Origin of the sequence: Bacillus sp. CECT 9360 (assembly GCF_918741275.1) — a bacterium.
Classification (GTDB): domain Bacteria; phylum Bacillota; class Bacilli; order Bacillales; family DSM-1321; genus Peribacillus.
In genome coordinates this window covers 57823-80064 of sequence record NZ_CAKKNA010000008.1, presented here as the reverse complement: position 1 = coordinate 80064, position 22242 = coordinate 57823, and the positions used below count along the sequence as shown (strand labels likewise).

General features: G+C 39.9%; 23 protein-coding genes and 1 pseudogene. 17 read left to right on the top strand and 7 right to left on the bottom strand.

The annotated features are described in order from the left end of the window. Positions 1-183: 183 nt before the first annotated feature. Positions 184-357, bottom strand: a complete 174-nt coding sequence (locus tag LQ216_RS11425) for an aspartyl-phosphate phosphatase Spo0E family protein (RefSeq protein WP_230129583.1) — start codon at positions 355-357, stop codon at positions 184-186. 195 nt (positions 358-552) lie between these two features. Between LQ216_RS11425 and LQ216_RS11420 the strand changes: the two genes are divergently transcribed. From LQ216_RS11420 to psiE, 5 genes are all read left to right on the top strand, one after another. Continuing rightward, positions 553-1260, top strand: coding sequence for a cytochrome c biogenesis protein CcdA (locus LQ216_RS11420; RefSeq protein ID WP_230129432.1), 708 nt, complete (start codon positions 553-555; stop codon positions 1258-1260). A gap of 190 nt (positions 1261-1450) precedes the next feature. Continuing rightward, positions 1451-1810, top strand: coding sequence for a response regulator (locus LQ216_RS11415; RefSeq protein WP_230129431.1), 360 nt, complete (start codon positions 1451-1453; stop codon positions 1808-1810). 178 nt (positions 1811-1988) lie between these two features. Continuing rightward, on the top strand, positions 1989-2468 hold the full coding sequence (locus LQ216_RS11410) for a cytochrome c biogenesis protein CcdC (protein WP_290369265.1): 480 nt from the start codon (positions 1989-1991) through the stop codon (positions 2466-2468). Positions 2469-2791: 323 nt separating this feature from the next. Then, entirely contained in the window at positions 2792-2992 is a 201-nt protein-coding gene (locus tag LQ216_RS11405; protein ID WP_230129430.1) for a cold-shock protein, read from the top strand. A gap of 586 nt (positions 2993-3578) precedes the next feature. Further along, positions 3579-4004, top strand: coding sequence for a phosphate-starvation-inducible protein PsiE (gene psiE, locus LQ216_RS11400; RefSeq protein WP_230129429.1), 426 nt, complete (start codon positions 3579-3581; stop codon positions 4002-4004). 84 nt (positions 4005-4088) lie between these two features. Here the strand turns inward: psiE and LQ216_RS11395 are convergent, their stop codons facing one another. Then, positions 4089-4643: an XRE family transcriptional regulator gene (locus LQ216_RS11395; protein ID WP_230129428.1), complete on the bottom strand. Its 555-nt coding sequence runs from the start codon at positions 4641-4643 to the stop codon at positions 4089-4091. A 264-nt stretch (positions 4644-4907) separates the two neighbouring features. On the opposite strand from LQ216_RS11395, the gene LQ216_RS11390 reads away from it, so the two are divergent. Both LQ216_RS11390 and LQ216_RS11385 read left to right on the top strand, forming a co-directional pair. Further along, positions 4908-5648 (top strand): MerR family transcriptional regulator, encoded by a 741-nt coding sequence (locus tag LQ216_RS11390; RefSeq protein ID WP_230129427.1) that lies wholly within the window; start codon positions 4908-4910, stop codon positions 5646-5648. Positions 5649-6073: 425 nt separating this feature from the next. Continuing rightward, on the top strand, positions 6074-6514 hold the full coding sequence (locus LQ216_RS11385) for a peptidylprolyl isomerase (protein WP_230129426.1): 441 nt from the start codon (positions 6074-6076) through the stop codon (positions 6512-6514). A 94-nt stretch (positions 6515-6608) separates the two neighbouring features. Here the strand turns inward: LQ216_RS11385 and LQ216_RS11380 are convergent, their stop codons facing one another. Both LQ216_RS11380 and LQ216_RS11375 read right to left on the bottom strand, forming a co-directional pair. Next, positions 6609-7049: a hypothetical protein gene (locus LQ216_RS11380; protein ID WP_230129425.1), complete on the bottom strand. Its 441-nt coding sequence runs from the start codon at positions 7047-7049 to the stop codon at positions 6609-6611. Positions 7050-7061: 12 nt separating this feature from the next. Beyond that, positions 7062-7400, bottom strand: a complete 339-nt coding sequence (locus tag LQ216_RS11375) for an ASCH domain-containing protein (protein ID WP_230129424.1) — start codon at positions 7398-7400, stop codon at positions 7062-7064. 179 nt (positions 7401-7579) lie between these two features. Here LQ216_RS11375 and LQ216_RS11370 point away from each other — a divergent pair, with 179 nt between their 5' ends. After that, positions 7580-8104 carry a type 1 glutamine amidotransferase domain-containing protein gene (locus LQ216_RS11370; protein WP_230129423.1) on the top strand — a complete coding sequence of 175 codons (525 nt, stop codon included), beginning with the start codon at positions 7580-7582 and terminating at the stop codon, positions 8102-8104. Positions 8105-8128: 24 nt separating this feature from the next. Here the strand turns inward: LQ216_RS11370 and LQ216_RS11365 are convergent, their stop codons facing one another. Beyond that, positions 8129-8941, bottom strand: a complete 813-nt coding sequence (locus tag LQ216_RS11365; RefSeq protein WP_230129422.1) for an exonuclease domain-containing protein — start codon at positions 8939-8941, stop codon at positions 8129-8131. 140 nt (positions 8942-9081) lie between these two features. Between LQ216_RS11365 and LQ216_RS11360 the strand changes: the two genes are divergently transcribed. Both LQ216_RS11360 and LQ216_RS11355 read left to right on the top strand, forming a co-directional pair. Beyond that, positions 9082-9231 (top strand): hypothetical protein, encoded by a 150-nt coding sequence (locus LQ216_RS11360; protein WP_230129421.1) that lies wholly within the window; start codon positions 9082-9084, stop codon positions 9229-9231. Positions 9232-9282: 51 nt separating this feature from the next. Then, positions 9283-9668 (top strand): annotated as a pseudogene (locus LQ216_RS11355) (VOC family protein). Positions 9669-9804: 136 nt separating this feature from the next. On the opposite strand, the gene LQ216_RS11350 reads toward LQ216_RS11355, so the two are convergent. Next, positions 9805-12198 (bottom strand): PBP1A family penicillin-binding protein, encoded by a 2394-nt coding sequence (locus LQ216_RS11350; protein ID WP_230129420.1) that lies wholly within the window; start codon positions 12196-12198, stop codon positions 9805-9807. A 490-nt stretch (positions 12199-12688) separates the two neighbouring features. On the opposite strand from LQ216_RS11350, the gene LQ216_RS11345 reads away from it, so the two are divergent. The 6 genes from LQ216_RS11345 (at position 12689) to LQ216_RS11320 (ending at position 19039) form a co-directional block, all read left to right on the top strand. Further along, the gene (locus LQ216_RS11345) at positions 12689-13444 is read left to right on the top strand and encodes a sugar phosphate isomerase/epimerase (RefSeq protein WP_230129419.1); all 756 of its coding nucleotides are present in this window, start codon (positions 12689-12691) and stop codon (positions 13442-13444) included. Positions 13445-13453: 9 nt separating this feature from the next. Next, the gene (locus LQ216_RS11340; protein ID WP_230129418.1) at positions 13454-13957 is read left to right on the top strand and encodes a hypothetical protein; all 504 of its coding nucleotides are present in this window, start codon (positions 13454-13456) and stop codon (positions 13955-13957) included. A gap of 280 nt (positions 13958-14237) precedes the next feature. After that, positions 14238-15452, top strand: coding sequence for a D-alanyl-D-alanine carboxypeptidase family protein (locus tag LQ216_RS11335; RefSeq protein ID WP_230129417.1), 1215 nt, complete (start codon positions 14238-14240; stop codon positions 15450-15452). Positions 15453-16060: 608 nt separating this feature from the next. Further along, complete coding sequence (locus LQ216_RS11330; protein WP_230129416.1) at positions 16061-16870, top strand: YwqG family protein; 810 nt, start codon at positions 16061-16063, stop codon at positions 16868-16870. Between the two features lie 75 nt (positions 16871-16945). Further along, positions 16946-17299, top strand: a complete 354-nt coding sequence (locus tag LQ216_RS11325; protein ID WP_230129415.1) for a VOC family protein — start codon at positions 16946-16948, stop codon at positions 17297-17299. A gap of 210 nt (positions 17300-17509) precedes the next feature. Beyond that, positions 17510-19039 carry a long-chain fatty acid--CoA ligase gene (locus LQ216_RS11320; RefSeq protein ID WP_230129414.1) on the top strand — a complete coding sequence of 510 codons (1530 nt, stop codon included), beginning with the start codon at positions 17510-17512 and terminating at the stop codon, positions 19037-19039. 259 nt (positions 19040-19298) lie between these two features. On the opposite strand, the gene LQ216_RS11315 is transcribed toward LQ216_RS11320, so the two are convergent. Then, positions 19299-20207, bottom strand: a complete 909-nt coding sequence (locus tag LQ216_RS11315) for a LysR family transcriptional regulator (protein WP_230129413.1) — start codon at positions 20205-20207, stop codon at positions 19299-19301. 202 nt (positions 20208-20409) lie between these two features. Here LQ216_RS11315 and LQ216_RS11310 point away from each other — a divergent pair, with 202 nt between their 5' ends. After that, on the top strand, positions 20410-22227 hold the full coding sequence (locus tag LQ216_RS11310) for an assimilatory sulfite reductase (NADPH) flavoprotein subunit (RefSeq protein WP_230129412.1): 1818 nt from the start codon (positions 20410-20412) through the stop codon (positions 22225-22227). The last annotated feature ends 15 nt before the right edge of the window (positions 22228-22242 follow it).

Sequence of the window (22242 nt, the reverse complement as noted above, 5' to 3'; positions counted from 1 at the left end):
ATCGAGCACGATAGGAATGGATAATAGGCAGATTAATTCCCCATTGGTGAGTTAACTGCTTTTTTTTGCGGTTGTTAAAGATAGAAGAATGCAGAGAAAAGGGTTTTCCGATAGGATATCTAGGATTTAGGGGTAGAGATGGCGCAAGACGAATATAGACTTACGATAGCTTCAAGAATTCTTTTAATCGTACTGGTTGAGCAGTTGATCTAGCTCCTGACTTGTTTTAAGAGTTGCACTAGATGATAAACCGTACTTGGAAACGATTTGGACTAACTCTAATCTTTTCTTTTCAATTTGTGCAAGAAATTCGCCTTTTGTCACAACAACCTGTCCTTTCCCGTGGGACTTCTTCATAGAATGATAAAAAGGTGCATAGATATAGTAGAAGTGTAGGTATATCAAAATTATTATAAATGCTGATGGAAATTAATTCAAATACTTTTCTGCTGCATTTCAAGGCTTAAGAATAATCACAAATGATTCAATATCTTTTTCGTAGGCGGTTTGTTAAAATAATGATAGATTTTAGAAGCATAGGAGTTGGCTTACTTGAATGATGTGAACGTTTTTCTTGCTTTTGGGGCGGGGTTTTTAAGCTTCATTTCCCCGTGTTGTCTGCCGCTTTATCCGGCATTTCTTTCATACATAACCGGTATGAGCGTAGGAGATATTAAATCGGAAAATGTAATGCTTCAGAGACGAAGCTTGCTGCATACATTGTTTTTTCTACTGGGTTTTTCCATTATATTCATTGCCCTAGGTTTCAGCGCCTCTCTGTTAGGACGGTTTTTTGAAAACTATCAAGACTTAATCAGGCAGATCGGCGCTCTTCTTATTATCTTTTTCGGTTTGGTCATTATCGGTGTGTTCCAACCGAAATTCTTAATGCAGGACAAACGCTTCGAATTTAAAAACCGTCCAGGCGGATATTTCGGCTCGGTGCTAATAGGTCTGGCATTTGCTGCAGGATGGACTCCGTGTATGGGGCCAATTCTTGGTGCCGTGGTTGCTATGGCAAGCACGAATCCGGAATCTTCGATTGTTTATATGATCGCGTATATATTGGGATTTGCCATCCCGTTTTTTATCCTTTCCTTCTTTATCGGTAAATTAAAATGGATTAAGAAATACAGTCATAAAATTGTCAAAGTTGGCGGGTATTTGATGATTGTGATGGGTGTCGTTTTGTTCTTTGGCTGGATGGAGAAGATCATTTCTGTTTTCATGAAACTTACTGGAGGCTTTACCGGATTTTAGGCATGTCAGTATTCCCAAGTGTTTCTCAGCTAAAAGGCGAATTAGCACGAAATTTGTCTTACGCTTTTGTTTGATATCACGACTTAAGTCCGATATATTTAAAAATGCGTCTAGCGTTCTTACAATAATTGAAAGAGTTATAGGATAAATCTCTCAATTAAGTATTGTTTGGTGCGAGGAGGACTGGGAAATGGCGAGAATACTGATTGTCGATGATGCAAAATTTATGAGAGTCACCCTTTCTTCAATTTTGCAAAATGCGGAGCATGAAATTGTCGGTGAAGCAACAAATGGAAAAGAAGCGGTAGAGCAGTTCCGTAAATTACAGCCAGATCTGGTTACGATGGATATCACGATGCCGGTCATGAACGGGCTGGATGCGATAAGAGAGATTAAGCATGAGTTTCCCAATGCTAAGGTGGTTATGTGCTCGGCGATGGGCCAGCAGAAAATGGTAGTGGAAGCCATTGAAGCGGGAGCAAAGGATTTTATCGTAAAGCCTTTTGACGAAAACACTGTCTTAGAAGCGATAAACAGAGTACTTGATTGACCGTTTAGCATAGCTAAACGGTTTTACTTTTCTTTGAGAAGTATTTGCTATATAAGTTGAACTAAAGATTACGCATTAATTCAACTTATATAGTAAGATTAAGAAATCTTTTTATTAGCACTGTGATAGGGTATAATTGGGATAGAAATTTACCTTATGGATTAAGGAATGGTTATAGGTGGTATATATTTCATCAGCTTTTGCGATATTAATGGCAATCATGGCGCTGATCATTAGGATGAAAGCCTCTGCACGGCCAGTCAGCACAAAGAAAATCATTTTACCACCTCTTTTTATGAGTACGGGAGCGTTGATGTTTTTGTTTCCAGTTTTTCGGGTAACTCCGTTGGAATTGCTTGAAGCAGTAACTGTAGGTCTAATATTCTCGATCTTTCTAATCAAAACTTCTAATTTTGAAGTACGTGATGATCAAATATATTTAAGGCGTTCGAAGGCTTTTGCCTTTATTTTGATTGGTTTGTTAATCATTCGTATTGCAGCGAAATTAATGTTGAGCTCATCCATTGATTTAGGGGAGCTGAGCGGAATGTTCTTCCTGCTCGCGTTCGCAATGATCATTCCATGGCGCATCTCGATGCTTTTGAAATACCGTAAACTAAAAAACGAGTGTAGCGATGTGAATTTCAAACACATATAAACATCCGACAAGCTTGCTCTCCTTTTTAAGGAGAGTTTTTTTTGGTAGAAAAGAAATTATAAGCATTCCTTTCTGCATGAGTGCAACTTCGTCTAATCTCCGTCTTAAAAGGTTCGTCAATCGACGTGTTTTCTTTAACTGTAATAATAATGTAACAAGCCAGAGTCCCTATTTTACTTGCTTCTTGCAGGAAAAGCTGTTATTCTAAGAAAGAATTATTTTTGTTCGGGATAAACGATAGTAAATGCTTTTTACCGTCTTCATATCACTTAGAGCAAGGATAGTAATACATTGTGTGTTTACACACTGGGAGGCAATTTTAAATGGAACAAGGTAAAGTAAAATGGTTCAACGCAGAAAAAGGTTTTGGCTTCATCGAACGTGAAGGTGGAGACGATGTATTCGTACACTTCTCAGCTATTCAAGGCGACGGATTCAAATCTCTTGAAGAAGGCCAGGACGTGACTTTTGAAGTAGAACAAGGCCAACGCGGACCACAAGCTTCTAACGTTCAAAAAGCATAATTACTACTCGTTTTAAAAACAGATCCGATGAATATCGGGTCTGTTTTTATTTTGGCTGATATTATAGTACATACTTCCTTATCTGCATAAGTACTCCGTCTCCTGAGGCTCGCCAAGTCGGCGAGTTTTCTTTAAAAGATAAGAAATTATATAATTTTCAACATGTATTGATGTCTAGCGTAAGCAGCCCAGCCCCGACGCACAGGACGTGCTAGTGCCGACGTCGCCACAGGACGTGGCGGTTTTAGTCGGCCTCGAGGTCATAAGAGGCAGGTGTTCTTCCTGCCCCTCTCCGGATTCCACAGGATGTGGTGACGTCAGCGTTCGTCACAGGACGTGACGGATTTTAGCTGATGGTCCTTACTTGGCCCTCCTACGAGGTGCGCCTTATGCTTGTCGGAGGTCCACAGGATGTGGGTCAGAACGACGAAGACATAACGATGTGGCGGTCTTAGTCGTTCTTCTTTACTTGCAGGACGCTTGCGCTTTTCTTATGTAAAAATGACAATTTTCAGCAGGTCTTCTTATTTTCTTAGTCATCTGGGTAGGATAAAGGGGATGGTAATCGGAAGTCTGGAGGATTTTTATGAGATTGAAAAATAAAAAGAAATCGTTGAATGTGCAAGTTTCCGTAATTCTTCAGTATGCTCTTAATACTGCCTTGATTCTACAAGCAATTATTTTGTGCATATTGCTTGGTGAGGAAATTGGATACTTCATTCATTTTGCTTTTAACCATGAAGGAATCGAAGTTCATTATGAGCATTTGGAACGCATCCTTGTTTTTTTCTTGTATTTTGAATTCATTGCCATGATCGTGAAATATTTTCAAGAGAATTATCACTTTCCAATTCGTTACTTTCTTTATATTGGTATTACAGCTTTGATCCGTTTAATTATCGTATATCATGAGAATCCGATCCATACATTTTTATTCACATGCGCAGTACTCGTGTTAGTCATCAGCTTTTATATTATGAACTCCGTGACTGCACGAAGGGGAAAGCTGTGAGTAGCCAATTATCAATTACAGTAAAGCGGATAAGAATTAAACATGGAGCGTTTTTAATTTATCTCTGAACTCTCAGGAACCGATCTATACTTTATATGAATCAATAATCAGGTAGTAATGACAGTCATAATCGCTCAAATTTACAAAACGACTTTCGGTGTCGGCTTCAAAGAATATTGAATCTCCTTCATTCAATACATGGACATCCTGACCACTGCCCAACTCAATTTTCAGTTTGCCTTGTGCTACAAATATGTATTCCTCTATCCCTTGTCTTTGAGAAGGAAGAGGCCCGGACTCCTTTAGTGGGGGTAAAACATGAAAAATAAACTCGATTCCGTTTCCAGAAAGCGAGGGTGACAGGAGATGTCGTTCAAACCCTGATACTTGGTTTCTTTGAAATGGCCTTTGATTTTTCCGGATAACGATAACCTCTTGCTTCTTATGTTCCCCCAACAATTGAGACAGCGTTACACCTAATCCTGCCGCTATTTGAGCGGCTATTTGAATAGTGGGGTTTTTTTCCTCTCGCTCAATCTGAGATAACATCGATTTGCTCACATTGCTCCGCTTTGAAAGTTCCTCTAAAGTTAAATTCTTTTCCTTACGCACTTTTTTCAAACGCTGGCCAAATTCCATGTCGCAAACCTCCAGATTATCTTACAATTCACTATAGAGAAACTTTTATCTTATATTTTATTTTATCAAAAAATAGCATGGAATTAAATTCTATAATAAAAGGAATGCAAGTTATCGGAATTGTAATTGAATTTCCCCTGTTGCTAAGTAGGCCCAGTATATGATTTTATATGGTAAAAAGCTTTATAAAAAAATTATATTTTTTTATTGACTCTGACGTTACGTGATACTTTAAAGTGATCATTAAGGGGAGGCGAGTAAATTTTGAAAGTGAAAGAAGTTGCGGATTTAGTTGGCATTAGTGTGCGCACACTGCATCATTATGATGAAATCGGGTTATTAACCCCTGAGGAGACAACTGAGTCTGGATATCGGCTTTATTCAGATGTAAATCTCGAAATGCTGCAGCAAATTTTATTTTTTAGAGAACTTGGCTTCCCTTTAAAGAAAATAAAAGAAATCATCAGCAGTCCCGCGTTTAATCGACAGGAGGCGATGGAGCTGCACCGGCAAATGTTGCTTGAAAAACGCAACCGGCTCGAAAAGATGATTACGACTATTGATAAGACGATTCAACACTCGAAAGGAGAAATTATCATGACAAATCAAGAAAAATTCGAAGGGTTTGACTTCAGCCATAATCCGTATGAACAAGAAGCGCGAGAACGTTGGGGAGACGAAGCCGTCGACCGCTCGAACGCCAAAATTGGGAAGATGTCCAAAGCGGAACAAGAAGCGATGTCACAGGAAATGAATGCAATTTATAGAAAACTGGCGACCCTTCGCAATGACGCTCCTGAATCCCAAGAATCACAGGCCGCAATTAAAGAGTGGTATGACTTGTTGAACAAGATGGGTAATTACTCGCTCGATGCTTTCAAAGGATTGGGGCAAATGTACGTGGATGATGAACGCTTCACGAAAAACATCGACAAATTTGGTGAAGGCTTGGCGAGGTTCATGCGTGACGCTATGGCCATCTATGCGGATAATCATAAAAAATAATGTGAGAATTTCATGAAAAGCTTTGGAGCCAGTCTCCAAGGCTTTTTTTAGATGGGCAAAGTTGAATACCTTTGGTAATAATTGAATAAACACGAAAGTCCATTAAATGAATCAAAAAGGCTCGTAAAGCGGCCTTACGATATCAGGGCATTTATTATAAGTAAAGAGGAGGTTGCGAACGTTTCAGAAGTACATTCGAAATCTGTTCGAAATCTGTTCGGAACCTGGCTCCGAACTCTTCGGAAGGCTTCGAATGATTCAGAAGTCAGTTCTGAACCTCTTCGGAAGTTGCGAATGAATCGGAACGGGGTTCTGAATGCAGACCTTTTGGAATCAAGTTATTAATATGAATGCAAAAGTTATTACTTAGATACAGTTTTGTGTTATTATAAGGTCTGTTTATCAAATAAAAGGAGATGTTTTACATGGCCAAAAAAGGATACATACTTATGCAAAATGGAGAAAGAATCGAGTTTGACCTTTTCCCTAACGAAGCTCCTAATACAGTAGCGAACTTCGAAAAATTAGCGAATTCAGGATTTTATAATGGTGTTATTTTTCATCGGATTATCCCTGGATTTGTAAGCCAAGGTGGCGATCCAACCGGAACAGGAGCGGGTGGCAGCGGTACGACTATTAAATGTGAAACTGAGGGCAATCCTCATAAGCATGAAGCTGGCAGCTTATCAATGGCCCATGCCGGCAAAGATACAGGCTCTAGTCAGTTTTTCATTGTACATGCGCCTCAACCACATCTTAATGGAGTTCATACTGTGTTTGGACAGGTCACTTCAGGCCTTGAAACAGCTAAAGCAATGGAAACCGGTGATGTCATGGAGAAAGTAGAAGTATTTGATGCTGAGTAATGTAAATGGAGGGAGCAGTAGTGCTCTCTCTTTTTTTGTGTAGATTGGAATTTAAGAACCCCAGCCATTCATCGAATAAGGCTGAGGCACTTTCTTACCATAAAGCCGGTTTAACCACCATAAACCAAAGCATAGCCAATAATAGGACGATGTAAATCCAAATGGATCGATTTAGTTTAGCAGCGAGCTCTTCTTTATTCTGGCCGTCTTCTTGAAACTTTCTGAGGGTTGGCGAAAACGCCCGAGCCAGAAACAGCAATGAACAAAACAGGATAATTAGGGTCGTTACAATCCACGGAGTACTCCAAGTCCAAGGACCTGAGATAACGAGCAAGATACCTGTAACGACCAGCACATGACCTGAATGCTTTGCAAATCGGACGGCAAACCGAAATGTCTCCAGGTACGCATTCATTTCAGCTTCTGTTGCCATCCTAAGTTTTTTTACAACTGGCAATAAAATAAAAAACGGTCCAATTGAGGCGATCACACTGAGAACATGTATGTATATGATGATGCGGTACAAATAATCCATCTCTTCTGCCTGTTAACCGTTAACCGGGCTGAACTCATGCACCCAAACCTTCATGTGAGGAAGCCAAGGCATTCCCGGATGATAGGACAATATAGATTGTTTATATGCCTCTACTGTGTCATAACCCTCCTGCCTTGCATGTTCATCTGTTAATTCGCCCAGAGATTGAGAGTAGACCCGGTCTACAACGTATTTTTTATCCTTTAATATCATGACTTCGCCAACATCAGCATATCTTCCATTTCGGCGTGTCGCGGTTTTTTTGCCTTCGATTACTTTATTAACATCTTCCGCCATCGTTACGAGCCGGTCAATGGTACATGTCTTTGCCGGCAGATCCTTGTTAGTCATTAAAAAAGCCCCCTTCAAAACGTATCTTCTTTAAATGTATCATATTTCGAAATAGACTACGAAGATAGATTTTTTGTCAGGGCATTAATCTTGCATGTCACAATAGTAAGTGCTAAATAATGTAGAATAGAAACATAACGAAAAGTCTGAGTTGAAACTTAACAGAAGGAGGAACTTACATGCGTTTAAAAGGAAAAAAGATTGTCAGTCTTGTTCACCATGACTTTGAAGACCTTGAGCTTTGGTATCCCATTTTACGATTGCAGGAAGAGGGGGCAGTTGTTCACCTTGCCGGTGAGAAAGCGAAAGAAAAGTATATCGGAAAATACGGGGTACCGGCCGAATCTGATGTTGCTTATGGCGATATAAATGCCGAAGAATACGATGCTATTCTTGTGCCGGGCGGTTGGGCCCCTGATAAAATCAGACGCTTCCCAGAGGTTATCTCACTTGTGCAACATATGGAAGAGAACAAGAAGCCGATCGGGCAAATTTGCCATGCAGGCTGGGTTTTAATATCAGCAAAAGTATTACAAGGGAAAAAGGTGACAAGTACACCGGGTATAAAAGATGATATGGAAAATGCGGGTGCGACCTGGTTTGATGAGCCGGTTGTTGTGGATGGTCATCTTGTATCAAGCAGACGGCCGCCGGATCTGCCAGATTATTTACGAGAGCTGATAAAGGTTATCGAACAAAAATAATACACTCAAAAACAGGTGAAGTCATTAAACGGACTTCACCTGTTTTTGTATAATGCTGTTTATTATATTGGTTTTGTATTTCTCGAACTGTTTTTCATAATTTTTTTCAAGTACGCTGTCGATTTGAAAATCGTCTTTGAATTCGACCCATTTAGGATGCGATTTAAATTCAAACCAGGAAAGATGCAAATTTCCGGTTTTTTTCATGACAGAATTAATTAGTTTCACATATTTCTTTTTTCCAGAACGATTGATATTCCCATCGATAAAATAAAGTACTTTAGCATCCCGCTTTGGTTTTTGAACCGAATGAATATCGAGCATATTGTTTAATGCGATAAAAATTTTCGCCGTACTTTCAGCATCACTAAGTGCTCTGTGGGAATTCGCGTTTTCATCTATCTCTAACGCCGTAAGTGCTGATGAAAGACTTGGTGTATTGAACGTCTTGAGAACACCATACATAAGCACTTCCTGGATATCCATAAAGCTAGCGGGAATAAAGATATCTGTATCGTTTCGAATGCAATCGACCTCAAAAAAACGGTAATCTTCTTTGCCCCAAGAGACAAAAATATAATCTTCCCCTAAAAAGGTAACAAAATCGCGATAACATTCTTTAAAAGTCGGGGCGTCTTTGATCATATCTTCATTGATTTGCGTAAGTTTAATGGTGAAACGTGAAAGGGCACAGGAAGGTTTAATAAACGAGGAAAAAGAGTCTATCATTTCGCCATCTTGGTTTAATTTAACGGCGCCAATTTCAATTATCTCACTGGGCTTGTCCGTTTCATAATTGAAGCTATTTCTCTCGACATCCACAATAATATAATTCATTATCATCACCTTTTTCTATATAAGTTTAAATTATACCAGAAAAAGGTGAGTTTGTTTTGAGAAAATAACATTGCTGGCTAACAAATAAAGGAAATTAAGTGAGCTTATAGAATTTAATAAATCAATAAGGAGTGTTTATTATGATCTATGAAATAACTATACAAGTTCGAGTTTCTAATATAAAGGCTCTGTTAAACGATAATGTTGTTTTTGGGAAGGGAATCTGCGAGACTCCTGCGGAAAAACGGGCTGGCAAGACCCCGCAGCGAGGTACGAGTGAGGAGGCTTGACAGTTCGTCCGCGGAAAGCGAGTAGATTCCATGACCATTTGAAAATCAACAATGGAATTTAACAGAGCCAATATAAAAGAAGGACAAAAATGGTATCAAACACTACTTCAGAGAGAGCCGGATTTTATTCCTCATGAAGGATTCATAGAATGGGAGCTAATACCAGGCAGCTGGTTGCAAGTCGCAGAAGGAACGCCGTCAGAGGGGAGCGGCCCGTTACGTTTCGGTGTTACTGATGTAGAAGCAGAAAGGGATAGAATGATAAAAGAATTAAACATAGAAAGTTTTTAAATTTATTCAAGAGAAGAAGTTCCAGTCAAATGGGCACCTTCACCGACCCTTGAGGAAATCAAATTGGTTTTTTTGAATATTTAAGTGAGACTGAAATGAACGAAAGAATAAAAACGATTTTAGGAGATGTTGAAAAAGAGATATAAAACATGGCAAATAAATAAACGAAGAATTTTGTTAAAATTTTAGGTTATTAATTTTATATAGCATCGAAAACAGCTATCACTCTGATTCAATACAAATAAAGAAAACTCGTCAATCGGCGAGTTTTCTTTATTCTTTTTACTGCTTCGGCTTGTCATTCCCTTGTCCCGGAGGAGGCTGTTGCTTTTCTTTGTTCCGCGGAACACTGCTTTCGCCCATAGTCCCGGCTCCATCCGTGTCGTCATCTTGACCATCATCCGGTGAATCTTCATCTGGTGGATTATCATCTGGCTCTTCAACTGGCTCTTCATCTGAGCCATCACCGTCATCACCTGCATCACTATCGTCATCATCATTTTTGTTTCCATCGCCTTTATTTGGATCGTTCTTTTGTCCAGGAGGTTTAATATCGGGTTTATTGGCTTTTTTATCATCTTTTTCTTCTTCTTCTTTGGTTGCTTTAGGTGCTTCTTCTGGCTTTGAAACCGGTTCACTTCTTTTTTTGACTGGCTTATCATTTTTCTGGGCGACCATGACCGGCTGATGCCCTTTTACATAATACTCACCGGAACTGGCAACTACACTGTCTGGCTTTTTGAAGTCCGCGGTTGCTACGTCCTTTGATACGTATTCCATTAGATTCTTAAATAGATATTTAGGAATTGTCTGGGATTCCTTTCCTAAATATTCTTTCTTGCCATCCTCGGGATCATAACCAGCCCAGATGGCAACAGTGTAATTCGTTGTATACCCGGCCATCCAGCTATCTGGCACTCCTTCCGCAGGGATATTGTGCTGTATCCTGACTTTTTCCTCAAAATTCGACGAACCAGTTTTGCCGGCAATAGGCAGCGCTGATACATTTGCAAGACGTCCGGTCCCGTAGCTTTCTTTAAGAACGCTCTTTAGCATATCGGAGACGATGAACGCGGTTGAATCCTTCATCACTCTTTTTGAAGCTACTTGATTATTAAAAGCAGTCCCGTCTCTTAGCACAATTTTTTTGACTGTATGAGGCTTCGTATACGTACCGCCATTTCCAAAGGCGCTGTAGGCACCCGCAAGCTGCATGGTTGAAAAGCCGTCACCAAAACCGCCGATTGCATAAGATTCATAGATTTGTTTAGGCAAAGGAATGCCAAGATTTACCGCGAAATTTCGTGCTTTATCAAGTCCCACTGCCTGAATCGTTTTCACAGCAGGAATATTCAAAGAGCGGCCAAGCGCTTCGCGGATTGACATCGTCCCGTAATAGCGGTTGGCTGCATTATTTAAAGGGACTCCATTGGTATACTGATATTCTTCATCTTTTATAGGATGAGAGGATCCCCAATTCAAATATTCAACGGCTGGACCGTAATCAAGAATCGGCTTGATTGTCGATCCGGGCTGGCGTTTTGAATCGACGGCGTAATTAAAACCACGGGATACCTTTGTATTCCGGCCGCCGCCAATGGCCCGGATTTCGCCGGTTTTAGTATCCAGCAACGTAATGCCGGCCTGGAGCTTTTCACTTGGATACTTAACGATTTCATCGGTATTCAGCATTTTGTAGATATATTCCTGCGCATCACGGTCAAGTGTCGTATGGATCTCCAATCCATCGGTATATACATTGTAATCGCCGATGCTCTCGACTTCTTCAATCACGGTATCGACGAAAGCGTCATACGGGCTCATATCCTTTTTTGTTTCCTTTTTCACAAGTCCTTGGACAATCGGCACGTTTTGTGAGTTTTCCATTTCCACTTTACTGATAAAACCATGTTTATTCATCAGATGAAGAACGACATCACGTCTTTCCTTGGCCTGTTCTGGATTATCATAGGGATTAAAGCGGTTGGGGCTTTGCGGCAAACCGACGAGCATCGCTATCTCATTCGTCTTTAAATCCTTTAATTCTTTTCCGTAATAGACATTTGAAGCTGTGGCAATACCGTTTGCACGTTCCGAAAAGAAAATTTTATTCACATACATTTCGAAAATTTCTTTTTTCGTATATTTCTGTTCAAGCTGGAAAGCAAGCCACATTTCCTGTACTTTTCGTTTCACCGTTTTATCTGCACTCAAATAGGAACGCTTTACCACTTGCTGGGTCAGCGTACTGGCACCCTGGGAACCAAATCCGTCCGTGAAGTTGGCCATCACTGCTTTTCCGAGGCGGAGCGGATCTATCCCGTGATGTTCATAAAAACGGACATCCTCGGTTGCGAGCACGGCGTCTTCCACATGTTTAGGTATGTCCTCATAAGCGACAAAATCACGTTTTTCTAATTCGACCCGTGTCAAAAGCTCGCCATCGCCATAAAAAATCTTTGAGGAGACGGGGTCTTTTAACAGTTTTTCATCCAGCCTGGGAGCATCACTGATAAAATAGGCAAACGTTGCCCCGCCAGCAATTATACCGATAATACCGAACGCCAAAACAATAAGAGCAATCCGTTTGATAAGTCCGCCTTTGTTGCTCTTTCGTTTTTTTTGAGTTTCTTTTTGTTTGCGGCGTTCCTCTCTCGTTGTATAGTTTTCAGCCATTTTTAATAGACCTACCTTTCTTGAAGATAAACTTACAGTGAAGATTAGAATTAAGAATGCTCGTTTTCAATGAATCAAGAGTAGAAGGAAACTAATGGTTATAGCTGAAAGTCATGTGTAGAAGAAGTAATGGATATCCATGTATTAATGAAAATCTAGAGGATTAAAACTAAGTGATGAAAAATGCGATATAGTGGGTCAAAAAGATACTATTGTTTTAAAATAATTCGATACTTAATGTTGTTTTACCTTTTTTCTGAGAGTGATCTGTATGATAATAAATATATTAGTAGTGAACCATACCCGAATTTACGGTTTGTAATGCCTATTTTTAAAAATAATCTTGATTTGTATGATAGCAGGATTTCCAGATTACTTCCATTCATTTAGTTTTATTTTTTAAAAATAAACTTGGTCTTAAACGGCTATACCGATAATCCATGTTAAAATTATTTTATATAGGTCAAATCCGGAAAAGGAGCTTGCTGTCATGAATCAAATTTCGATTGCCGTACAAATGTATACCCTTCGAGACGAAAGTAACAAAGACTTCGTAGGGACTTTGGAAAAAGTAGCCGAACTTGGATTCCAGGGAGTGGAGTTTGCAGGATACGGTGACATTCATCCAGGTGAATTAAGGAAACGGATGGATGAGTTCGGTTTACGCACTGCGTCCAGCCATGTTCCCATTCATGACCTGGCATCAGATATTGAACAGGTCATCCATGATCAGCAAATATTGGGTAGCAACTATGTCGTTTGTCCTTATATTGAGGAGCGATCAGAAGCTGATTATGTTAGCCTCATCCACACATTAAATGCAGCAGGCGAAAAATGCTATAGGGCAGGAATTTCTCTATGTTACCACAATCATGATTTCGAACTGGAACGATTGGGCGACGGACGTACGGCATTGCAAACGATTTTGGACGAAACCAATCCCAAATGGGTGAAAGCTGAATTTGATATTTACTGGCTGACATATGCCGGAGAAAATCCTGTGGAATGGATGAATCGATACAAAGGAAGAACACCGGTCGTTCATTTGAAAGATATGACTACGGATGGTGAGAAGTTTTTTGCTGAACTAGGGACGGGGGGAGTCGATATTTATTCTGTACTTGCTTTGGGAGAAAGCTCCGGTGTAGACTGGTGGATTGTCGAACAGGACGAATGTAGAAAAGATCCTTTTATAAGTGTCAGCGAAAGCATGAATTTCTTAAAAAAACATAGGGAATCAATCTAGGGCGGTTTAATGATGGCAAAGGTTAAATCCGTAAAAATCGATGGTGAACGTATTTATATATTTAATAGTGCGATTTATATTTTTCAGTCAACGGCAGGATGCATGTTAGAACTGGATATGATTGTAAGTGAAATTATTCTGAACAAATATGGCCATGAGGAAAATTTAATACTAGAGATCGAACTAGAGGACGGCGCAGTGATACATACAATTATGCATCCGCAGAGTTTGCCGGGTGGGTTGCCACAACTACATTTGTATTGTGAACTTGGTGATATTGAAGAGTATCAAAATATAAACATCGTACATGAAAACGATTCTTTTCCGAAAATAGGTGAAGGCATCACGATACAGGATATTAGAAAAGTTGAGATGCCCAATGAAAAGGTGGTCTTGAAATTAAAACTGCCGATCGACCAGGCTGAGTGGCTGCGAAAGAATAAAGCAAAGCTAAATGAGATTTGTAAAGAAGCGATATATGATTATTGGAGAAAAAAGGATGGCGGAGAATGATAATTTTTGTATAATCGCATCGTTTACGGCGATTGTCTTGTTAGCAGCCACTCCGGAAAATTAATACCAGAAAATTCATCCTCCTGAAATACCTATTTTCATGGTAACATTAAATGAATTAGTGGATGTTCACAACTCAAATATAAAAAGTATGGCAAAGAAAATGGAGATTACGTATGTTAGGTACTTAAAAACTCTCTCTTCTGCGGGAGTCTTTTTTAATGCATGAATCCTGCACTAACAACAATTTTCAGTTTTGTTTATTTATGGGGGTACATAAATGAGGAAGTTAGTAAAAATAATTATAGGAATTTCAATATCGCTGGGCGTTGCCCTTCCTCCCGCAGAAACGGAAGCAGCAACGGTACAGCCCGATATTAAAGGCGAATTTGGGGTGGCAATTGACGCGACTACCGGTGAAATACTTTATGATAAGAAGGCAAACCAGCAAGGGTATCCCGCCAGTATTACCAAAGTGTTAACGGCTATCGTATTAGATGAGAACATAAAAGCAGATGAAAAAATTACAGCATCAGCAACTGCAGTGAAACAAGATCCCAGTAATCAGGCATTTTTACTGAAAGAAGGAGAACAATTCTCTAAAGAAGATGCCTTAAATGCGATGATGATCAAAAGTTCAAATGATGTTACTTATGCGGCTGCGGAAAAAGTGGCTGGCAGCGTAGAAGGCTTCGCTGTATTAATGAATAAAAGAGCGAAGGAAATAGGAGCAGTAAACAGTCATTTTGTCACTCCCAATGGTTTGCACGATGACCGTCATGTAACTACACCATACGATATTGCTCTCATTACCAAAGAAGCGATGAAATATCCTACTGTTATTCAAGCAATGGGAACCAAGGAAGATGTCATTCACACGAATCAACGTGAAGTGAGAATTGTGAATAGAAGTGAAATTCACGATAATCCACTGGCCCTGGGCGGAAAAACAGGGTTTACAAATAAAGCCCGAAACACACTTGTAGAAATCCTTCAAAAGGATGGAAAGACTGTCATAGCGGTTGTCATGAAAACCTCAAGGGCTGAAGAATATAATGATATAGCGATTATGGGGAATTATGCCTTTGATAAGCTGCTTACAAAGCAGATTATTACGACTGATCAAGTTATGGATACGAAGGAAGTAGAAGGTCAAAAAGTATCTTTATTAGCTGCAGAAGATTTCGTGCTTACTTATGGAAAAGATGAAGAACCTGAGTATGAAACAAAAATTGAAACGATTGATTTAAAACAAGGATTCAAAGAAGGGGACTTTATCGGTAATTTAAATATCTTAAAAGATGGCAAAGTTATTAAACTAATTCCTCTTAAATCTGATACGACGATTACTGTTGTCAAAAGTACGAATATGAACGAAAAAGAAGATGAGTCAGGGAGTAAGGTCGTTTTTATGGTACTGGTTGGATTTTGCTTATTGTTAGCCGTGTATCCTAAAAAAAGAAACAGAAAGTCTGGAAAAAGGTATTTGGGTTAGTGGCAATTCGTTAACTTATTTAAATGAATTTGGTGCGCCTCTATAGTTAGAATATGTGAATATTTTTATCATCATACATATTGCTACATTCGGCTATCTTTTTGAAATGAACAAGTTGACAAAAAGGAAAGCTTTCTAAAGCTGTCATAAACGTTTCGGAAGTTCTGAATCATTCGGAAGGTTGTTCTGAAGGTAAGTGACGAAAAACTAAAGCCCAGGGGGATCCCTGGGCTTTAGTTTTGATAAGATCCGAGGCTCTACAGGATTTTACCAAGAGGGAGAACTATATATTTTGTCCAATCTAATTTTCCTCCACCTAATAATACGAGTAATAATCAACACATATTCCCAATGAGTTAATAACAATATCGAATATAAATAGTTATATAGCTTAAATCAGCTACTATTTATAAATCTAAAGAAATAAAGAACAGTAATCATGTTGAAAGAAATAATAGGCACTCTTTTCCGCATTAATCATGTATTTTTATAAATCGAATAATTGGGGGAAGGAAAAAATAATTGTGTAGAGAATCTAGTTAATATATATCGATCATTTGGCTAGCGTGAGTTATAGAATCGTTTAACCTAATAATGAGGAGGTTTCCATGGATCATTACAGGAAGATTGCATTGCCTAAAGAATTAGAAGCGTATCGGAATGAGATCGAGAAACAGGTCAAGCCTTTCATCAGGATAACAGGAAACAAAGGAGATACATCTTTATTACAGAGCAAGTTCGGAGGTGCCCCTTATTTGCCTAAAACAATGGACCATCCAAAAGATGAATCAGGACGGGCAATGAAACTTTTAGCGCAAATCAACTTCGAAGAGGTGCCAACATTGCAGAGTTTTCCTCCAAAAGGCATGTTACAGTTCTACTTATCCATAGATGACGACGGGTACGGTCTTGATTTTGATAATCCGACGAAACAAAAGAACTACAGAATCATGTATCACCCGGAAATTCTTACTGATGATGATCTGTTAGTTACCGATTTTTCCTATATGGACGATTTTGATGAAGACTATTTTCCATTAGAAGAAACGGCATTATCCTTTGAACAAGATTATGAAACGGTATCGGTCGCTGACTATCGTTTTGAAAATGTTGATATCGACCTGGAGCAGGTTGTCGGTGAAGGGGAAGACGGAGAAATCACTCTTTGGGAAGTATATGCTGAGGAGCTATCAAATGAAGGCCATAAAATGGGCGGGTATGCTTTTTTTACCCAGGTTGACCCAAGGGAAGATGAAAAAAAGTATAGAAACCATACGATTACTCTTCTGCAGATTGATACGGACGACGATTTGGATATCATGTGGGGTGATGCCGGGGTGGCGAACTTTTTCATCAAGGAAGAAGACCTGTTAAAATTGGATTTCTCTAATGTTCTTTACAACTGGGACTGTCATTAAATCATCAGCAGCTGCATGGGGAGTGGAGCCGCTTTTTCAATGGAATATTAGAATTAGTGTCAGGAGGTGGACAAAATGAAGATTAAGGGTTTTGGAGGCATATTCTGGAGAACGAAAAACATTAAAGCTTTAAAAAAATGGTACTTCGAGGTTTTCGGAATATCGATGGAGGATGCTTGGAATGGTACCGTGATCAGACCTGAACAGGGCAATGAAACCATCTTTTCATTCTTTACAGAGGAGAGCAGCTATTTTCCGAAAGAACAGGCAGTAATGCTTAATTTCCAGGTGGAAAACATGGAGGATTGTTTAGCTCATCTGCAAAAGATAGGAGTTCCACTTCTTAAGGAGCCTGAAAAACGTCAATACGGTACATTTATTTGGATTTCTGATCCGGATGGCAGATGGATAGAAATATGGGAGAAATGAAATTTTCATCCAAAAAATGTTGAGTTATTTCACGAAAGACAGTAAATTCCAGTCGTATGAAGAGAATTCTGTATCGCTCGTAAATTAATTACCTGCTCGTTTCTACACAGATTCTCTTTTTATAGAGTTATTATTGAAAACGCTTTCAAAATAATTCGGAATAATGATTAATGCTAAAAAATAATAACGAAAGAAAGGGAGGAAAAAGCTGTGAATTTGTTTGAAGGATTAGAACGAAACGCACGAAATAATGGGAGGAAACCAGCAATTATCTTTAACGAAGGGATGCATACGTATGCAGAGTTCAATGGAGAAGTGAATCATATTGCAAATGCTTTAATTAATTATGGCGTAAAAAAAGGCGACAAAATTGCCATCATGATGAAAAATTCTAACCAATTTCCTTTTGTTTATTATGGAATCTTGAAAGCTGGCGGGGTTGCCGTTCCCATTAACTTTCGGTTAACGGCCCATGAAGTAGGTTATATTTTAAATGATTCTGATTCCATGATTGTTTTTGCTGATGACAATCTATCGGAGACGATTAATAAAGCATCTGAAGGAATCGAAAAGCTTCGATTGCAAGTCATGATCGGTTCGGATAAAAAAGATCATCAATTACTATTATCCGAGTTTCGTAGTTCAATATCACAAAACCCCGATATCGGTGTCTTAGAATCTGATGATGCTGAAATCCTTTATACATCTGGTACAACGGGCTTACCTAAAGGAGTAGTTCTGGATCATCATCGTATTCTCCACGTTGCTCTTGGAACCATTATGACGATGAAGATGGGCACTGAGGATCAATTGCTACATATCGCACCATTATTTCATTCAGCCCAACTGAATTTATTTATGGTCTCTGGTACTATACTCGGTTGTACACAAGTGGTACATCAAGAGTTTAACCCTGTACAAACCTTAAAAGATATTAACCACTATAAGATAAGCCTGTTTTTCGCTGTTCCGACAATGTATAACTTTTTGCTTCAGGTTCCTGATAGGAATCAGTATGATTTATCGAGTGTGAAGCGATGTGGATATGGAGCGGCACCTATGCCTGTTGCCTTGCTAAAACAGGCAATGGATCTGTTTGGAACCGATCAATTTTATAATATGTGCGGACTGACAGAAGGCGGTCCTGGTGGAGTCTTTTTAATGCCGGAAGATCATAAAATAAAGCTCGGAGCCAGCGGTAGAGCCTCCCATTTAACGGATGCGAGAGTCGTCGATGGAAACGGAGATACCGTAAAGCCTGGGGAGGTTGGGGAGTTTATTATCCGCGGTGAAACGATCATGAAGGAATATTATAAAAAACCGGAAGAAACGAAAAAAGCCCTAAAGGACGGCTGGCTCTATACAGGTGACTTAGCCACAATAGACGAAGACTGTTATATTACACTAGTGGATAGGAAAAAAGACATGATCATTTCTGGTGGGGAGAACGTCTACTCAACCGAAGTCGAACAGGTCCTTTATAAACACCCAGATATTTTAGAAGTAGCCGTCATTGGAGTTCCCCATGAGGTTTGGGGTGAGATAGTAGCAGCTGTCATCGTATCGAAACCAGGGAAACAGGTCAATCTTGAAGAGTTACAACAATTTTGCCGGCAAGAACTGGCTGGCTACAAAATTCCGAGAGTTTTCCATGAACAAGACCAACTACCAAGGAACGCATCTGGGAAAGTATTGAAGTATCAGTTGCGTAAGGGATATAAGGAAATGCCTGCAAGGTAGAAAAGCAAACCCTCAATTAATAAATTTATTGAGGGTTTGCTTTTTTACGTTTATGGAGTTCCGAGTCAAAAGACATACAGGTAGTTTTGAGTTTGACTGCTACGGTAACGAGGTAGTTATCACGCTCCTGAGCCCGGTTTGGATCATTCATACAGAAAGAGCGGAGATCCTATATGTATAAGGATTTCCGCTCTCTTTTTGATTGTAACAGTGCTTGTTAAATGACTTATACAGGGAATTGGAACAATAAATAACAAGCTTAATTTTGGTTTATATTCCTACTGTCAGGCCACTTTTTGTTCAATGCACTTATAAAAGTCTTCACGTTCTTTTTATCTTGCATAATCGGCGAATATACATAAGAAAGCGTTCTGTTAAAGGACTGATTTTTTAACGGAATAATAGAGAGATTTCCATGCTGTATGTCTCTTTCAATGACACTACGGGAGAGGAGAGATAGCCCCATACCATTTATAATAGTTTCTTTAATTCCTTGATTGCTGCTTATGGTAAGAAATGATTTCACTTTCAAACCATTTGAACGAATGACGTGGTTAAGATATTCACGGGTACCTGATCCAACTTCTCTGGTTACCCAAGCTTGATTCTGCAGGTCAGCAATCGTCACTTCATCTTTACAAGCAAGTTCATGATTGTTTGAAGAAACAATAAATAACTCATCTTCCATAAAAGCGTGGACGGAAAGCTCCTTTTCATTTGTTTGACCTTCAATTAAGCCGATATCCACTTGAAACAACCGGACGGCTTGAACGATTTCTTCAGTATTTCCAATCACAACTTGAAGTTCAAGTTCAGGGTAGTCTTTCTGAAGGTCGTAAAGTAAAGAAGGCAAAATATACTCGCCGATTGTAAAACTTGCGCCTATCTTTAATTCGCCTTTTATGGAGTTATGGTGCTCGAGAATGTCTTGTCTAGTCTGTTCGTAAATCGTGATCATTTGCTTTGCACGATCGTATAAAATCTCACCGGTTGGGGTGATTTTTAAGATTTTAGGAGAACGTACAAATAATTGCGTTTGGAATTCTTTTTCTAAATTTTTAATATGCAAACTAACACTCGGTTGGGACATGAGAAGAATTTCGGCTGTCTTTGTAAAGTTTTTAACTTCTGCTAAGGTCACAAATGTTTTTAACGCATCATAGTACAAAAGAATCCCGCCTTATTATTAGAAATCTTAATAGCTGTAATCATTTATATATATTTTACTAATGCTTTGTCTTCAGGTAAAGTTCTTATAGAAACTTTTTTAATCGCTTATATCTTTAAAACCGACTTGATTTATAAGAATAATAGAGATATAACATAATTAATGAATGTAAAGTTTATAGTCCTTTGTGAGGTGGATATTGTTGCAACTTCAGGTAATGAACAGTCCGTTTAATCAGGAGCAGGCAGAGCTCCTTAATCGCCTTCTGCCAGCTTTGACAGAATCACAAAAAGTCTGGCTGAGCGGCTATCTGGCAGCAAGCCAGTCCGCTTCTGTTCAGGGAACACCAGAAGCGCCGGTGGCAGAACTTCCTGCCGGGAGCACTGGGCAGACAATTTCAAAAGAAGTGACCATTCTTTTCGGATCACAGACCGGCAACGCCCAAGGGCTTGCGAAAAATGCGGGCAAGATGCTTGAGGGACGTGGTTTTCAAGTAACCGTCTCATCGATGAGCGATTTTAAGCCAAATAATTTGAAGAAAGTCCAAAACATACTTATCATTGTTAGCACACATGGAGAAGGAGACCCGCCAGATACCGCGCTGTCTTTCCATGAGTTTCTTCATGGCAGACGAGCGCCGAAGCTTGAAGATCTCCGCTTTTCTGTTTTGTCGCTGGGAGACAGTTCGTATGAGTTTTTCTGCCAGACGGGAAAAGAATTTGATGAGAAGCTGGAAGAACTCGGTGGCACTCGGCTTTATCCGCGCGTTGACTGCGACCTTGACTATGATGAGCCAGCGGCCGAATGGCTTGAAGGAGTTCTTGGAGGCTTAGGTGAAGCGCAGGGTGGAAATGCTCCAGCTCCGGTCTCAGCAACTCAAGCGGGTGAATCGGTGTATTCTAGAACAAATCCGTTTAAAGCGGAAGTGCTTGAAAATTTAGATTTGAACGGACGCGGTTCGAATAAAGAAACGCGCCACCTCGAGTTGTCGCTTGAAGGATCTGGTCTCACATTTGAACCGGGAGACAGCCTTGGCATATATCCGGAAAACGATCCGGCTCTTGTAGGCATGCTTCTTGAGGAAATGAAATGGGATCCTGAAGAAATTGTAACGGTCAATAAACAAGGAGACGTTCGACCGCTTAAAGAAGCGCTCACCTTTCACTTTGAAATTACCGTTTTAACAAAACCGCTTCTTGAGCAGGCAGTGCAGCTTTCAGCGAATGAAGATCTACGCGAGCTTTTATCGCCGGACAATAAAGAAAAATTAAAAGCGTATCTTGAAGGGCGCGATATACTTGATTTGCTCCGTGATTTTGGTCCGTGGGGTGTATCGGCGCAAGAGTTTATCTCCATTCTCCGGAAAATGCCGGCCCGACTTTACTCGATTGCGAGCAGCTTATCCGCAAATCCGGATGAAGTGCATTTAACAATCGGCTCCGTGCGGTACAATACACATGGACGCGATCGTAGTGGCGTTTGCTCCATTCTATGCGCGGAGCGTTTGCAACCGGGGGATACGTTGCCGGTTTATATTCAGAGTAACCAAAACTTTAAGCTGCCACAGAATCCGGATACACCGGTCATCATGGTTGGACCGGGGACAGGGATTGCGCCGTTCCGCTCGTTTATGCAGGAGCGCGAAGAAACCGGGGCGGAAGGAAAGTCATGGCTGTTCTTCGGCGACCAGCATTTCGTGACGGATTTCCTTTACCAGACCGAATGGCAGAAGTGGATCAAAGATGGCGCACTGACGAAAATGGATGTCGCATTTTCGCGTGATACGGATGAAAAGGTGTATGTGCAGCATCGCATGCTTGAACACAGCAAGGAATTGTTCGAGTGGCTCCAAGAAGGAGCGGCGCTATACATTTGCGGCGATGAGAAAAACATGGCCCATGATGTCCATAACACATTACTTGAGATTATCGCAAAAGAAGGCGGCTTGAGCCGTGAAAAAGCGGAAGAATATATAGGTGAAATGCAACAGCAAAAACGATACCAGCGCGATGTATACTGAGTTTGGATTGAAAGG

What these genes read in the sequence shown, in the direction of transcription:
- LQ216_RS11380 (WP_230129425.1), bottom strand. Translation starts at nt 7,049, where the DNA reads ATGGATTATTTGTACCGCATCATCATATACATACATGTTCTCAGTGTG.
- LQ216_RS11325 (WP_230129415.1), top strand. Translation starts at nt 16,946, where the DNA reads ATGAAGATTAAGGGTTTTGGAGGCATATTCTGGAGAACGAAAAACATT.
- LQ216_RS11365 (WP_230129422.1), bottom strand. Translation starts at nt 8,941, where the DNA reads ATGAATTATATTATTGTGGATGTCGAGAGAAATAGCTTCAATTATGAA.
- LQ216_RS11340 (WP_230129418.1), top strand. Translation starts at nt 13,454, where the DNA reads ATGATGGCAAAGGTTAAATCCGTAAAAATCGATGGTGAACGTATTTAT.
- LQ216_RS11370 (WP_230129423.1), top strand. Translation starts at nt 7,580, where the DNA reads ATGCGTTTAAAAGGAAAAAAGATTGTCAGTCTTGTTCACCATGACTTT.
- LQ216_RS11425 (WP_230129583.1), bottom strand. Translation starts at nt 357, where the DNA reads ATGAAGAAGTCCCACGGGAAAGGACAGGTTGTTGTGACAAAAGGCGAA.
- LQ216_RS11330 (WP_230129416.1), top strand. Translation starts at nt 16,061, where the DNA reads ATGGATCATTACAGGAAGATTGCATTGCCTAAAGAATTAGAAGCGTAT.
- LQ216_RS11360 (WP_230129421.1), top strand. Translation starts at nt 9,082, where the DNA reads ATGATCTATGAAATAACTATACAAGTTCGAGTTTCTAATATAAAGGCT.
- LQ216_RS11385 (WP_230129426.1), top strand. Translation starts at nt 6,074, where the DNA reads ATGGCCAAAAAAGGATACATACTTATGCAAAATGGAGAAAGAATCGAG.
- LQ216_RS11405 (WP_230129430.1), top strand. Translation starts at nt 2,792, where the DNA reads ATGGAACAAGGTAAAGTAAAATGGTTCAACGCAGAAAAAGGTTTTGGC.
- psiE (WP_230129429.1), top strand. Translation starts at nt 3,579, where the DNA reads ATGAGATTGAAAAATAAAAAGAAATCGTTGAATGTGCAAGTTTCCGTA.
- LQ216_RS11375 (WP_230129424.1), bottom strand. Translation starts at nt 7,400, where the DNA reads ATGACTAACAAGGATCTGCCGGCAAAGACATGTACCATTGACCGGCTC.
- LQ216_RS11345 (WP_230129419.1), top strand. Translation starts at nt 12,689, where the DNA reads ATGAATCAAATTTCGATTGCCGTACAAATGTATACCCTTCGAGACGAA.
- LQ216_RS11350 (WP_230129420.1), bottom strand. Translation starts at nt 12,198, where the DNA reads ATGGCTGAAAACTATACAACGAGAGAGGAACGCCGCAAACAAAAAGAA.
- LQ216_RS11395 (WP_230129428.1), bottom strand. Translation starts at nt 4,643, where the DNA reads ATGGAATTTGGCCAGCGTTTGAAAAAAGTGCGTAAGGAAAAGAATTTA.
- LQ216_RS11415 (WP_230129431.1), top strand. Translation starts at nt 1,451, where the DNA reads ATGGCGAGAATACTGATTGTCGATGATGCAAAATTTATGAGAGTCACC.
- LQ216_RS11335 (WP_230129417.1), top strand. Translation starts at nt 14,238, where the DNA reads ATGAGGAAGTTAGTAAAAATAATTATAGGAATTTCAATATCGCTGGGC.